The 13,989-nt window shown below is 50.9% G+C and carries 13 protein-coding genes; 8 read left to right on the plus strand and 5 right to left on the minus strand.

From position 1 onward, the window contains the following. The coding region (locus DP091_RS09805; RefSeq protein WP_181469769.1) for a hypothetical protein at nt 1-3,014 on the minus strand (3,014 nt) is incomplete at its 3' end. A gap of 651 nt (nt 3,015-3,665) precedes the next feature. Here DP091_RS09805 and DP091_RS09810 point away from each other — a divergent pair. Next, entirely contained in the window at nt 3,666-5,171 is a 1,506-nt protein-coding gene (locus DP091_RS09810) for an HD-GYP domain-containing protein (protein WP_113058163.1), read from the plus strand. A gap of 182 nt (nt 5,172-5,353) precedes the next feature. Here DP091_RS09810 and tatC read toward each other — a convergent pair whose 3' ends face one another. Continuing rightward, on the minus strand, nt 5,354-6,124 hold the full coding sequence (tatC, locus tag DP091_RS09815; RefSeq protein ID WP_113058164.1) for a twin-arginine translocase subunit TatC: 771 nt from the start codon (nt 6,122-6,124) through the stop codon (nt 5,354-5,356). Nucleotides 6,125-6,147: 23 nt separating this feature from the next. After that, nucleotides 6,148-6,399 carry a MerR family transcriptional regulator gene (locus tag DP091_RS09820; RefSeq protein WP_071222093.1) on the minus strand — a complete coding sequence of 84 codons (252 nt, stop codon included), beginning with the start codon at nt 6,397-6,399 and terminating at the stop codon, nt 6,148-6,150. Nucleotides 6,400-6,677: 278 nt separating this feature from the next. Here DP091_RS09820 and DP091_RS09825 point away from each other — a divergent pair, with 278 nt between their 5' ends. From DP091_RS09825 to DP091_RS09860, 7 genes are all read left to right on the plus strand, one after another. Then, entirely contained in the window at nt 6,678-8,279 is a 1,602-nt protein-coding gene (locus tag DP091_RS09825; protein ID WP_113058165.1) for a flavin monoamine oxidase family protein, read from the plus strand. Between the two features lie 19 nt (nt 8,280-8,298). Continuing rightward, nucleotides 8,299-8,853: a RidA family protein gene (locus tag DP091_RS09830; RefSeq protein ID WP_113058166.1), complete on the plus strand. Its 555-nt coding sequence runs from the start codon at nt 8,299-8,301 to the stop codon at nt 8,851-8,853. Between the two features lie 89 nt (nt 8,854-8,942). Continuing rightward, a complete protein-coding gene (locus tag DP091_RS09835; RefSeq protein ID WP_071222091.1) occupies nt 8,943-9,158 on the plus strand; it encodes a twin-arginine translocase TatA/TatE family subunit in 216 nt (71 codons plus the stop codon). Between the two features lie 229 nt (nt 9,159-9,387). After that, nucleotides 9,388-9,591: a CsbD family protein gene (locus DP091_RS09840; protein ID WP_071222090.1), complete on the plus strand. Its 204-nt coding sequence runs from the start codon at nt 9,388-9,390 to the stop codon at nt 9,589-9,591. Between the two features lie 32 nt (nt 9,592-9,623). Continuing rightward, nucleotides 9,624-9,899, plus strand: a complete 276-nt coding sequence (locus tag DP091_RS09845) for a hypothetical protein (RefSeq protein WP_113058167.1) — start codon at nt 9,624-9,626, stop codon at nt 9,897-9,899. A gap of 346 nt (nt 9,900-10,245) precedes the next feature. Further along, complete coding sequence (locus tag DP091_RS09855; RefSeq protein ID WP_113058168.1) at nt 10,246-10,920, plus strand: NAD(P)H-binding protein; 675 nt, start codon at nt 10,246-10,248, stop codon at nt 10,918-10,920. A gap of 68 nt (nt 10,921-10,988) precedes the next feature. Continuing rightward, nucleotides 10,989-11,369 carry a RidA family protein gene (locus DP091_RS09860; RefSeq protein ID WP_113058169.1) on the plus strand — a complete coding sequence of 127 codons (381 nt, stop codon included), beginning with the start codon at nt 10,989-10,991 and terminating at the stop codon, nt 11,367-11,369. A gap of 143 nt (nt 11,370-11,512) precedes the next feature. Here the strand turns inward: DP091_RS09860 and DP091_RS09865 are convergent, their stop codons facing one another. Both DP091_RS09865 and DP091_RS09870 read right to left on the minus strand, forming a co-directional pair. Further along, nucleotides 11,513-12,277: a tryptophan-rich sensory protein gene (locus DP091_RS09865; RefSeq protein WP_113058170.1), complete on the minus strand. Its 765-nt coding sequence runs from the start codon at nt 12,275-12,277 to the stop codon at nt 11,513-11,515. 95 nt (nt 12,278-12,372) lie between these two features. Further along, on the minus strand, nt 12,373-13,989 hold the full coding sequence (locus tag DP091_RS09870) for a response regulator (RefSeq protein ID WP_113058171.1): 1,617 nt from the start codon (nt 13,987-13,989) through the stop codon (nt 12,373-12,375).

Genomic DNA, 13,989 nt, shown 5'->3' on the forward strand with positions numbered 1-13,989 from the left:
TGCCTGCTGCCGATGGTCCCGTCGGCAATCTGGGCTCCGGTAAGCGAACCTTCAGCAACGTGCTTGCCGGTGATGGAGGCGTCAGCAATCTTGCTGCCTGTAATTCCACCGTCTTGCACAAGTTCCGTTGTGATTGCCCCGGCTTCAATATGCTGCGAACCGATGCTGGAAATTTGCAGGTGATGGGGAAGAACGGCACCCTCCGCCAGCTGTCTCGATTTTACGGCCCCCGGCTGCAATTGATCGACGCCTACGCTGTCTGGCTGCAGGTGGATATGACCGACAGACAGATTTCCGAGATGCGCTGCGTTGATCGAGTACGGCGCCAGGTGATGGCTTTGAATCGAGAATAATTCAATATGCTTGGAGCTCACAGCGCCTTCGGCAAGGTGTCCGCTCTGGATCGATTCTCCGGCGATATGCTCAGGAAGGACGGCCTCGTTCGTAATATGTGTGGACTCTATGCTCTCGGCTTGAATGTGCCGGGCATGGACAGAGCCGGAAGCAAGATGGCGGCCAGTCACCGATCCTTCATCCATATGCTGTGACTTCACAATATCCACGCCCAGATGGTCAGACTGGACGCTTGCTCCTTGCAGATGCACTGCTGAAATGGAAAGAGGCTTGATCTTGTCACCACTCACAGCGTTCGCTTGCAGTGCGGCTCCCGAGACCGACGAAGGCGAGAGATGGGCTTCTGTTATTGATTGTGATCCGATTTTTACGCCTGGTATGCTGCCGTCGGCAAACAGCGCTTCCGCCGAGCGGCTTTCATCGGCCAAATGGCTTAACGTGATGGATTTTTTCTTCAAGTGGTAGCCATGAATGGCTTCCTGCACGATATGTTTGCCCAGGATGGATTCCAGTCCCAAATGTGCCCCCTCTACGGCTTGCGGAGCGATTTTCTCCGAAGTAACGGCCTTGTTCTGAATCGCTTCGGAAGTCACCGCACTTGGCGAGAGATGAGTGGATTGAACAGCCTTTGGAGCTATTTTGCCAGCAGAGACACTGCTCTCAGCCAGTTTATTAGAAGTTACGGCAAGGTCTGTCAGTTTATCGGTGGACACGCTTTCCGGAGAAAGCTTCGGTGAGGTTACGGCATGGTCCCCCAAATGTCGAGGCGCAATAACCCCATCGCCGATCGAGGACTCTACGATGCTGCCTGCGGCAATTTTATCTGTCGTTACCGCACCCTGGGCGAGCGCTTGAGTCCGTACGCTTCCCTTCTGCAGATGGCGGCTGGCAATAGAGCCGTCGGCCAGATGCTGCTCGCGAACCGCACCGTTTTGCAGAGCTTCGGCACCTACACTGCCTCCTGACAGATGCTGCTGCTGAATGGCCTCACTGGCAATATTGCCGGAAGTTACGCCATGCTTAGCAATAATGGCTCCCCCAACCGATCCAAGCGCAAGCTTTTGGCTCGTCACGCTCTCAGGGGCCAGCGTCTCTTCTCCGACGGATGCCGGCTGAAGATGCTGTTTTCCGATCGCTCCGTCAGCCAGATGCTGCTCCGCTATCGTTTTGGGATGAATGGCGCTCCCTATGACGCTTTGAGGCGCGAAATGCTTAGGTAAGATGCTGCCCTCGGCAATGTGCTCGGCGCTTACTGCATCCGCAGCGAGATGCCGGGTTTGAATGGCATCCGATGCAATTTGGTCTGATTCCACCGTATCTTTAGCCAGATGGCGCGTTTGGACGGCTTCATTGGCAATTTTGTTAGGAAGTATGCTCTGATCCGCGATTTTCGAAGCCGTCACCGCCTGTTCCACCAGCTTCACCGTATGGACGGATTGATCGGCAAGCTTGGAGCTTGTGACACTGGAATCCGCCAGATGGCGGGCGGATACGGCGTTGATGCTGATCTGATCGGAACCGATAGAGCCAGCCCGGATTTGCTCTGATCCTATGGCTCCGTCCGCTAAGTGGCGGGCGCTGAGCGAGCCTTCCTCAATATGTCCGGCGTTGATGGCACCATCTGCAATTAGGTCTGACCCGATGCTGCCGGCAGCAATATGCTCCGCAGTTACGGCTTCGCTGGCCAAATGCTTACTTTCGATGCTTTGCGGTTTGATGTGGGACCCCGAGATGGCATCATCGGCAATTTTTTTCCCTGTTACGGCACCTTCACGGATTTTGGTCGAAGTAACTGCATCCTCTGCAAGCTTGGAGCTATGGACGCTCTCATTAGCGAGATGTCGGGTTTCTACGGCGCTGGATGCGATTTTGTCTCCTCGAACTGCTTGGTCTTCGAGCAGGTCGCTTGTCACGAGAAGCTGTTGAAGATGACGCGCGGTAATAGCCCCATCCGCGATTTTGTCGCTTACTACGGCGTGGTCTGCCAACTTCTGCGAGGTTATACTGCCATCCTTGATTTTGCTGGCATTCACGGAACCGTCTCGAAACTTGCGCGTAGATAAGATGCCATCCATTAGATGTTCACCCGTGACCGATAATGGCGCAATTTTTCCTGAGGTTACGGCTTCGTCGGCAAGGTGCAGACTGGTGATGCTGTAGTCTTGTATGGCTTCAGGCCCAACGGCACCACGCGACAGCTTGGATGCTGTGACCGCTCTCGAAGCGATCCGGCTTTCGGTTACCGCATATTCCCCTATGTCCTCTGTATATATGAATGCGCCCTTAAGTTCAGGCATTTCCTTCTCCAAGATCAACTGCACATGCTCGATCTCCATCTCGGGAAGAGAGGGGGGATCGGTAGGCACGGTCGGGGTATCAGCGGCTACAGCCTCTTCTGTTGGTAAGCTGAAAGCTTCGTCAGATCTCGATAAGGGGGTGTTTTCTTTGTTTAGTTTGTTTTCTTCTTGTTTTAATTCCATGATGCCGATAAGATCCTCATCCAGATTCATAATGGTTGCTGCTGAAAGAATGTGGGCATCTTTATCTTTTTTTGGGCTGCGTCCTTTATTTCGCTCGAGCAGATCGAGTTCCCTCGTAGTGGGATCTAACCTGTAGGGCTGGGAAGAGGAAGATGATGGGCTTTTCTTCTTTTTCTTCAAAACAACACGCTCCTTCCGAATACTCATCGTCTCCGGTATCATATGCAGCCGTTTAGGCGGCTGTCACTGGTCTTTTAAGGATTCGACAAACGAAAGGGCAGCGTAACATGGAAAAGGACCCGGCCAAAGGCCGAGTCCTTGATTGAGCGCTAGAAAGCACATATAAAATTTAACCCCTGACGGCCAATAACGGCTGTACAGTCGGTTCCGTATTTGAAGTATTTTCAAGAATCTTTGCTTCTAAAACGACAAAAGCCCTGCCTCTCTTTCGTCCTTGCGGCTCCGATGACCGCGCCAGTGTGAATCAGAAATCGTTCCATAAAACTCTTACTCTTAGGGTCATAAAATAGGAATTTGCACTTCAAAAGAGATGTAAAAAACCATGTTTCGAGGAACTAACGGGGTTAAACTTCATGTAACAATTACTTATTATAGCACAAGTGTCCGCAGTAAGCAAAGATATTCAAATGAGCATTAGAATATCGTGTAAAAACGCTTGATTTTTTTCCGAAATCCAACGATATTCATATTAACAGTTTTTTCTTGCAAATTCTGCTGTTGGGATCTTAAGTTGTAGCATCATGTCGAATACGTTCGGATTCACACCTGCCTTGCCGATGTTTATCATCTGTTAATGAAAGTAGGCGAACGATGCAACTGTATAAGTCTTTTCTTAAACAGCTAATCCGGAACTATATGATCGGGTCCATTGCAGCTGTGCTTGTTGTGGGTGGCGTATTAATGGTAACGACTTTGGAAATTCCTATTGAGGAAGGCGCTCGCCTGGTGGTTATACTGACCATTTCCTTCATGGTGATGATTGCGTCCGAGCTGACCGTCTTTCTTCGGCATTTACGACCGATTCACGCGGGGTTTAATGAAGGCCATCCGGATTTGGAAACGTTGGAAAAAGCATATTTGAGCATACACCGCATGCCGCGTTTGGCGGTATACCGTATATTCGGACCTCATCTGCTCGGCTTGTCGCTTCCGGCCATTCTGCTGACGGTATCGATGATGGAGCAGGGCAAACTGAATTTTCCGCCGTTCTATATATGGCTGGCTTGCCTGGGGGCGGTCCTGCTAGCCAGCTGTCATGCCATGATCGAATTTTTCCTCACGATAGCCGCCATTCGCCCTTTGATCAAGGAGATTCGGCGACAGGCGTTATCTCGGTATGGCGTGGATTTCTCCCTTGAGGGTCATGTATTCATGGCGATTCGCACAAAATTTTTGCTCAGCACGATGTTAATCGGCACTTTTCCGCTGTTTCTGTTTAGTCTGGCGGTCCAGATTCGTCTGGAGGGGCTCAGTCAGATCGTAGCTCAGCAGTACTGGGGTTGGGCGGGATTTATATTGCTGCTTGGCGTCGGTTTTGCTTATATCGGCGCCTGGCTCTTGACCCAGGATTTACAGCGGCCGATCCGGCAGCTGTACCGGGCGATGAATGAGATTAAGGAGGGGCGTCTGATTCAGACCTCCAATCTCTATTCTGATGAATTTTCCAATCTCATCGCGGGTTTCAATATGATGGTTCGCGGGCTGCAGGTGCGCGAGGAGCGGAACCGCAAGCTGCTGGATAGTTATTTTGCCGCCCTGGCAGCGGCGCTGGATGCCAGAGATCCTTACACGGCCGGGCATTCGCTTCGGGTAGCGGAGTATTCGGTGTTAATCGGCCGTCTGGCGGGACTCAGCGAAGAGCAGGTTGATCTGTTGCACAAGACGGCATTGCTGCATGATATCGGCAAGATCGGGGTTCGGGACAATATTTTGCTGAAGGAAGGGAAACTGACGGCAGAGGAGTTCGATCAGGTAAAGGCCCACCCGGCTCAAGGAGAGAACATTCTGCTGCAGATCGAGCCTGCCGATGCCATGGCTCCTTATCTGGAAGGGGTGCGGTCCCACCATGAGCGCTATGATGGAGCCGGGTACCCTGACGGGTTGAAGGGGAATGAGATTCCGTTGTTTGGACGGATTATTGCCGTGGCCGATGCTTATGATGCCATGACATCGGACAGGCCGTACCGCAGCGGCATGAAATCGGCGGACGCCTTGAACATACTGGAAGCCGGCAGGGGAACCCAGTGGGACCCTGATTATGCGGGCATATTCGTTAAATATATGAAAGCGGAGAAGAAGGTTATTACGATTCGCTAGTGGTAATAAGCAGGGAATCGCAGCTGATTCTATGGATAGGAGAGAAGGAGACCGTACCTGTGCAGGTAAACGGCCTCTTTTTTGTGCGCCTGTCGTTGAAATATCACGGGCCCTAGAGCAGCCAATAAATTGTTTTCGATTCTCGCGCTGCTCCGTGAGTCGGCCGGGAATGAATACGGAAATTAGATCATCTGGTGAGCCGTATCGATTTCTGTGCTTACTTCATGATTCACATGCTTCTGTTTGCGATGCATCCAGCTTGCCAGCCATGTGCTGATCTCATACAGACCGATGAGCGGGATGGCAACCATAAGGTGAGATACGAGATCAGGCGGCGAGATCAGCGCCGCAATGATCACCAGAACGACGTAGGCATAGCGCCTCATCGTATGCAGGATAGCCGGACTTAATATTCCTATTCGCGTCAGAAACAGGACGACCACGGGCAGCTCGAAGGCAAGGGAGAGCGGGATGATGATATTGAACATGAATCCGAAGTACTGGGCGACGCCATACGTTTCGACAAGGTCCATCTGACCGTTGATTCCTGTCGTAAAAGCAAGACTCATCGGAAAAACGACATAGTACGCAAAGGCAACCCCTATAAGAAAACATAATGCGGAGAAAGGGATAAAACGAAGGGCCGCACTCTGCTCGCGGTTATTCAGTCCCTGATTGACGAACAGCCATATTTGATAAAGGGCAAACGGCAGGGTAGGAAGCAGCGATAATACGATGCTTATGCTCATATAGATGCGCAGTCCGTCCCAAGGCGAGAACACGTTCCAGGTTACCTGAAAGGCCGGCGAGTGATGCTTTAACATGGATAACACATGGGGGGCGGCAATCAGGCCTACCGCCATGCTCAGGATGAAGACAGCAGCTACCAGCAGGATTCGTTTTCTAAGTTCGGCGATGTGCTCGAGCAGCGTCATGGTACTCTTGAACTCCATAGGCTTCGTCACTCCTTTGGTCATCATCGGAAGATGGGCGTGCAGCGCTGTTTTTTCGTTTTGTTCAATTCCTTCAGTTCAAATGTATTAAATCCCTCCTGCATTTTTTGATGGATCTCCTGAATGCTTTTCACATCCTCAAATGAATATCGACGATTCCCTCCCTTCGTACGCTCCGGAAATATAAGCTTACGTTCCTCGTAATACCGAATTTGTCGTTCCGTCAAGCCGGTCAGTTCGCAAACAACCCCAATACTCATCACCTTACTCTCCATGATCTTTACCTCCTATGTAAGTATTGTTAACCCTTAGCTATTGTTCCTGGCTTGGGATTAAAACCGAAGAAGATAAAAACGGCAATAATTTTGGCAATTCCATTTTGTTTGGAAGGATTTATGACATGATTTTATGAAAAAGAAGGTGAAAAAGCAATCATTTTTCAAAAATAAAAAAACTATGTAAGAAAACCTAACAAAATTTAAGCCAAACCTTGTTTTCTCTGCTAAGATCGGCTCATGAATCCAATCACAAACTAGCGAAGGAGTGAACGAGGGTGGCTACAAAAGAACCAAAAGAGATGACCCGGAGGCAATTTCTGACGACTGTTGGCAAGGTGGGCGGATCTGTCGCCGTCTTCAGCTTGATGGGTACGATGGGGCTCCTTACGCCGGAAACGTTGAAAGCAGCGGAATATACGCCTCCCGGAAAAAATGACCTGAATCTAAGCGGCCGCGGCGGCAAGAAGATTATTATTCTCGGCGCAGGAATCGCGGGTTTGACGGCAGCGTATGAACTCGGCCTGGCAGGTTACGACTGCACGATATTGGAAGCGAAGAGCTTTGCCGGCGGGCGCAACTGGACGATCCGCAAAGGAACCTCCGTTGCGGAGATCGGATTCGGCCGTCAGACTTCCCGCTTTGATAACGGGCTGTACTTCAATGCAGGCCCGATGCGGATCCCGCAGTTTCACGTCACGCTGGATTATTGCAAGAAGTTTGGCGTAGCCATCGAGCCATTCAACAATGTGAATGAGAGCGGCTACTACTATAACGAGAACGTGGGAGCTTTATCCGGGCAGCGCGTCCCCAAGCGTGCAGCCAAAGCCGACGTGCGCGGTTATGTGGCCGAGATGTTGGCCAAAGCCGTGAATCAAAATGCGTTGGATCTGCCGCTGACAGCGGAAGAGAAGCTGAAGCTGGTGGATTATCTGAAGGTCGAAGGAGATCTGAATCCGGATCTGTTCTACAAGGGGTCCGAGCGCGGCGGGTATAAGGATGAGCCGGGAAGCCGCCTGGATGCCGGTGTGCTCCGGGATCCATTCGATTTGAAGGCGATCATCAATTCCGGCTTCGGCAAATATTTCAGCAACGAGTACGGTTACGATCAGCAGATGATGATGTTTCATCCCGTAGGCGGCATGGACGCCATCGTCAAGGCATTTGAGAAAAGAATCGGCAACCGGATCAAGTATCGGGCAGAGGTGAAGGAAATTCGCCAGTCCTCTTCCGGAGTGCGGATCGTGTACACGGACGGCCATTCCGCCAAAGACCAAGAAATCCGCGGCGATTATTGCATTTGCACCATACCGTTGACGGTATTGAAAAAGATCCCGGCCGATTTCTCCCCGGAGATGTCCAAGGCGATCAGCAGCGTCGGCTACGCTTCCGCAGGTAAAATCGGCCTGCAGTTTAAACGACGTTTCTGGGAAGAAGATGAATATTTATATGGCGGCAGCAGCTTGACGAATATGGACATTACGCAAATCTACTACCCTCCGACAGACTATTTTGGAAAGAAGGGGATTCTGCTCGGCTATTACGCATACGGGGGCACTGCCGATAAAATCGGGGCCATGTCGTATGCCGAACGCGAGCGACTTGCGCTGACGCAAGGCGCCAAGATTCATCCGCAGTATCCGAAGGAGTTCGAGGCATCCTTCTCCATCGACTGGAAAAAGACCAAATACCAAGAAGGCGGCTGGGTATCCTATTCCGCCAACGACAGGAAAACCTATTACCCTACCCTCTGCAAGCCGGATAACCGTATTTACTTGGCAGGGGAGCACATCAGCTACATCACGGCTTGGCAAGCAGGGTCCATTGAGTCCGCCCGCGAGGTCGTAACCGACATCCATCAACGCGTAATGAAAGCGTAAATCGAAGGGAGACGATTCCATGAAAAATCAACTGAAGACGATCCTGGTGCTGGCGATGCTGATCAGTGCGGTGAGTGTAACCGCGGCGTATGCCGACAGCTCTTCCGCCTCTAAAAAGCCGTCCAAAGCTTCACCCGCCCCAAAATTTTACGGCAGTCCTACTTCCTCCATTTCCAGCGGGGTTATCGTACCCGAAGGAGCTTCCTATCTTTATACAAGCGGGACGGTTCCGCCCTTGCTGAACAAGGATGGCAAGACGGTTTATGAGCGCTATGGCGATACCAAAACCCAAGGGGTCGGCATCTTGAAGGAGATCGAGAAACAGCTGAAGGAGCAGGGACTGACGATGAAGGATGTCGTCTATTTGAGAGTGTACTTAACCCCGGATGCAGCCAAGAACGGAGCTTTTGATTATACCGGCTGGTTTGACGCATACGCCCAGTTTTTCAATACGAAGGAGAACCCCGTGAAGCCTGCGCGTTCTACCGTGGGAGTAGCGAGCCTCGTGAATGCCGATTGGTTAATTGAGATTGAAGCCGTAGCCGTATACCCCGGCAAGGATAAGAAAAAGTAAAATGTTTTGGTTACACGAAGTCGGCTGATCGAATAACCGCTGGCTTTCAAATGAACGGTCACCATCACATATTAAAGGAGTTGGGTTCTATGTTTCAAAATGTCGGCTTTGTCGGATTGATGATGATCCTGATTGTCGTGCTCATTCTGTTCGGTCCTTCCAAGCTGCCGGAGCTTGGCCGGGCGGTGGGCCGCACGTTGTCCGAATTCAAAGCTTCCGCCAGAGACTTGGTTGGGGAAGATAAAGAAGAGGAAAAGGGCAAGGAGAGGGAAAGGGAGGGAGCGGTCATCAAACTGAAAGGGTGATCAGGCCGTTTCATACACATATATGAATGAACAAATGAAGCTGTCCCGTGGAGCTGCTGAAGCCCATGGAGACAGCTTTTTGAATGCTTTGGACTTTGAGGGTCAATGCAAGGACTGAAACTTCGCGGTGACATCCTTTGCCAGGATTCATAGAAACTCCTGAGGGGTATACACAAGTACAGGCAATTCTACATTTCATCATTCATTACTCTATGAGGAGCTGATATTTATGGATAGCAACGTATTTAAAGGGAAATGGAAACAGATGAAAGGTGAAGCGAAGAAGCAATGGGGCAAATTGACGGATGACGATCTTGATGTGATCGACGGCCAGAAGGATAAATTGGTTGGCAAGCTGCAGGAACGTTACGGACATACGAAGGATGCGGCGGAGCGTGAATATACCGATTGGAGTGCAAGATACCGCGACTAGTCTAAAGGACGATAAGGGAGGCAGAACGAATCATGTTGGAGTCCCGGGTTGTGACTGGCAAGGTGATCGATATTCGTGACGGCAAGGTGTTTACCTTACACGGAGACATGGTCAGCACCTATCATTTGGGATACTATGAGATGATGAATGAGGAAGTTCTCCCTGTCACAGACAGTCAGCAGGCGGGATCGTCCACCGCGGGGCTTATGGCGGAGGAAACTGCCGAATCCTCCGGCTGGCTTCGCAGGGAGTGGAAACCGCTGACCAGCTTCATAACCGCTTGGAGAAAGAGTGCTAATCGAGCCTGATTTGCGCTCTTTTTTTGCCTTTTTAAATTTGGATGTCCAGGCCCTGAGCCATGAGAATTTCATGTGAGTTTTATATTTAAAATGTCATATTGACTTGGGTCCGATGCGGTGTAGAATGAGGTCAAAAGGAAGTTTGATCAGCCCATTTGAAGACATCGAAGGAGTGTATCAACATTAAGGCTGTCCAGGTTATTCATAAGCCGCGCAAACAGGTTTCGCACCAGCGCAAACATTGATGGCGGCTACATGGGAAGGGGTGCCGGCGATCATTTTGCAGACGCTGCTGGGCGGTCCCTTCTTTCCATGTCATTCATATTTTATATCATGAACGGAGGGAGGGGGCGAGGTGGGAATGGTTGCACTCGTAGTCGGGGCCACAGGGCTAGTGGGGCGCATGGTAACCGAAGAACTGCTGGGGCGCGAGGAGCTTGAAGAGGTTCGCGTGCTGGTACGAAGTCTTCCTGATATAACGCATCCCCAGCTGAAGCCCATCTTGGTGGAATGGGATCAACTGGATCGATACAGCGATGCTTTTTCTGGCGTCCATAGCGTGTATTGCTGCCTGGGAACCACGATCAGGAAAGCGGGATCCCAGCAGCAGTTCCGTAAAGTGGATATGGATTATGTCATCAAGACAGCGGAGCTGGCTAAGCGGCATGGGGTGAGACAATTTATAGCGGTCAGCTCCGCAGGCGCTAATCCGAAGGTTCGTAATTTCTATCTACGTACCAAGGGTGAGGTTGAAGAGCAACTGGCCGGGATTGGCTTTCGGGGGCTGCACCTGTTCAGACCGTCATTATTGCTGGGCGATCGGTCCGAGCGACGGTTTGGAGAGCGGGTGGCATCGGTTCTCATGACTTCCCTCGACTTTGCATTCAAAGGTCCGAAGCTGGCTCCATATCGGGCCATACCAGCGCGGAAAGTAGCGAAGTCGATGGTGAATATCGGCTTAACGGATATGAAAGGCCACCATGTATACACCAATGAAGTCATTCATGCTCTCGGCGAGGCCGCTGAATAAATTTGCCAGAGCATCCGTGGCAGATTACAATGTACACAGATAGGAATACATAGAGAGGGTGACAGAAAATGAGTAAACAGATCATATCGACCAACAAAGCACCGGGAGCTATCGGACCTTACAGCCAAGCTGTAGAAATCAACGGGTTCGTCTATACCTCAGGCCAGCTCGGCCTGAATCCGGAAACGGGTGAATTCGGCGAGGGAGTTCAGGAACAGGCGAAGCTGTCTCTTAGCAACGTGAAGGCGATCCTTGAAGCAGCCGGGACAAGCCTCAACCATGTGGTGAAAACCACCGTATTCTTGAAGGATATGAATGATTTTGCAGCGGTTAACGAAGTGTACGGAAGCTTCTTCTCCGAGCCCTACCCTGCTCGCAGCGCCGTTGAGGTTGCTCGTTTGCCGAAGGACGGACTGGTTGAAATTGAAGTGATCGCCGTTAAGCCATAAGCGATATGATCACATGTGAAAGGGAGCTTTGCCAATGAAGGCAAAGCTCCCTTTTTTTTATTCCCTATTGTAATAAAGCGATATTGAAAAGGGTGCGAACTGTTCTCATAGACGAGCAAGGGAGACTTTTCGTTAAGCTCGGTTTAATATCGAGATCTTCTCCGATTGCGCGTGAAGAAGAGCCATATGGCATATACAAACAGGACGATAGAGAGTACAAAGGCGCTCATTAAGATGCTGTCGGACTCCCGATGCTCGGCCGCGATGGCGATGTAAGCCCAGGTGAAGACCAGCGGCACGATGCTGTCCCGGTAACGCTGGCCGATCCATATGGCGAGTAATGCACCGATGCAGAGCAGCACAATCCCTAAAGTGATTTCGCGCAGGCCGAAAAGGCTCCAGTCATTCTTCTGAAACACGATCCCGACGTTGACAATAAAGGCGGGGCTCACCCAGCCGATATATAGGCTGAACGGCAATTTCAGACAAAACTTTTCTCCTGACGTCGGATAGTCGATGGTATGCGTGCGGACATATAGAACCCATAGGGTTAACAGCAGCAAGAACATCACCGCGACAGACCATTCGATATACAAATAGTGCCACAATATAAGCCATGCCATATTAAATACGCAGCTGAGGATAAACCATGGACCGATGGATTTTACCGAATCGCGGTTCCCGGTGTCACGCCGCAGCTGATAGATGACAAAAAAGAACAGCAGCACATAGATGGCGGACCATATGGAAAAGGCATACCCTGCGGGAGTGATCGCTGTATAATACATATCCGATATCTCCCCGGTCGTTCTGCCGCCAAGCGGCAGCATGCCTGATAACATATTCACGGCGATTATACCGGCGAAAAACAGCAGGTTCCACCAGCGGTACGGGTTGTTGCGGAACAATATAATCTCCTCCTGATATCATTCTGGAATATATAGAATATACCCAAAAGAATGAATATCGAGCCAGCAGCCAAGAAAGGGGCATCGCCCCTTCATTAACTCATAGGTTTCTTGCGGTATTCGTTGGGCGTGAAACCCTCCATCTTTTTGAACACTTTGCTGAAATATTTCTCATCCTGGTAACCGACCATCTCCGCGATTTGGGCGATCCGGATCTGGGGGTTGAGCAGCAGCGTTTTGGCTTTGTCGATACGAATCCGCCCGAGAAAATCCGATAGCGTTACGCCGAATTCCTGCTTGAATTTTCGCGAAATGTATTCCCTGCTAAGAAAGAACTTCCCCGCAATTTGCTGAAGGGAAATCTCCTCATGATAGTGCTGCTCCAAATAGTGGGCAATATCATGAATGATGTGACTGTCCTTGGAATGAATCTGGGTTAGAACCCGGGATGCTGCATACAGCCTTCCGCTGATCTGTTCGCGCCAGCGATCCCAGCAGATCATTCCCTCCTCGCTGTAAGGAAGCTGGGAGGGGAGGTCCTGCGAGATTTCAGCGTCTTCGACGGGCTCCTGCGTGCTTCTCACTTCATTTTCCGTCCAATGATACTGGATCCAGTCCCACTCCGAATTCCATCTCGCCAGATGCTCCGGCGATACGAGATCTCTCTCTCTTACATCGTGCAGCCATTCATCCGTGGCTGCCTCTATGCGTTCCTTGCTCCCGCTAAGCGCGGCCAGCTTGAATTTCTCCTCGTAAGAGGAGAGCCGCAGGGTGCGCGAGCCTTCGCTTTCAACGGCGCGTTCGCGATGGATACGGGATTTGCCGGTTAATAGATTGCGGCTGCACAAGGCTTGGACGGCATTTAGATAAGCCTTTGGCAGGTCATCGGGAAAGGCGCCTGCTTTGGCGGCACCGAAATGGCTCCGCCTGCGAAGGGTGGAGAAGAACCCGTCATTGATTCGATCCAGCACGTCGTTAAAGGGAAGCCGCGGATTCCAACAGAGGATCATGATTTCCCCGGGCTTGTCGATATGTCGAAAGGCAACTCCCTGATCCATCAACAGCTCATTGCAAATATTGATGAGCGTGAAGGATAGCAGATGGCGCCTGTTGCGGAATTTGGACAGCAAAGCTTCGTCAAATTGATCATCGCGTAGGACGGCAACGTTATAGATCATGCCGGTTACCGGCAGCTTCATCCGGTTCCGCAATTGAGAAACCACGCTGTCCCTGTTACCGTAGCCGTTCACCAGATCCGAGAGCAGGCGGTCCATATAGAAAGGGGTCATCTGATTCATTTCGATATTCTGGTTAGTAATCTGCTGCCGCTTCTCTTCCTCGAGCTGCCAGGTTTGAACCGCTTTGGCCAGCGCTTCGTTCAGGCTGTCCGGTTCAACGGGCTTAAGAATATAATCAATGCCTCCCGAACGGATCGTATGACGCACATATTCAAAATCATCATATCCGCTAATAACGAGGACTTTAATATCCGGTTTCGTGGTATGGAGCCAGGTAAGCAGCTCCAGTCCGTTTTTACGGGGCATTCGCATGTCGGTCATGACAATTTGCGGTTTGTTCTCCTCGATTAAGCGGACCGCTTCCTCCCCGTCAGCGGCCTGATCAATTTCCGTGATGCCATGCCGTTCCCAATCTGCCAGAAGCCCTATAGCCTCCCGCACATGCTGTTCGTCATCTACGATCAATACTCTCAT

It is taken from the genome of Paenibacillus sp. MDMC362 (assembly GCF_003269305.1).
Lineage (GTDB): Bacteria > Bacillota > Bacilli > Paenibacillales > Paenibacillaceae > Paenibacillus_AQ.

Bases quoted from the DNA above. Each gene is read 5' to 3' on its own strand.
- DP091_RS09810 (WP_113058163.1), top strand. From the start codon at position 3,666: ATGCAACTGTATAAGTCTTTTCTTAAACAGCTAATCCGGAACTATATG.
- tatC (WP_113058164.1), bottom strand. From the start codon at position 6,124: ATGGAGTTCAAGAGTACCATGACGCTGCTCGAGCACATCGCCGAACTT.
- DP091_RS09820 (WP_071222093.1), bottom strand. From the start codon at position 6,399: ATGGAGAGTAAGGTGATGAGTATTGGGGTTGTTTGCGAACTGACCGGC.
- DP091_RS09830 (WP_113058166.1), top strand. From the start codon at position 8,299: ATGAAAAATCAACTGAAGACGATCCTGGTGCTGGCGATGCTGATCAGT.
- DP091_RS09835 (WP_071222091.1), top strand. From the start codon at position 8,943: ATGTTTCAAAATGTCGGCTTTGTCGGATTGATGATGATCCTGATTGTC.
- DP091_RS09840 (WP_071222090.1), top strand. From the start codon at position 9,388: ATGGATAGCAACGTATTTAAAGGGAAATGGAAACAGATGAAAGGTGAA.
- DP091_RS09845 (WP_113058167.1), top strand. From the start codon at position 9,624: ATGTTGGAGTCCCGGGTTGTGACTGGCAAGGTGATCGATATTCGTGAC.
- DP091_RS09860 (WP_113058169.1), top strand. From the start codon at position 10,989: ATGAGTAAACAGATCATATCGACCAACAAAGCACCGGGAGCTATCGGA.
- DP091_RS09870 (WP_113058171.1), bottom strand. From the start codon at position 13,989: ATGAGAGTATTGATCGTAGATGACGAACAGCATGTGCGGGAGGCTATA.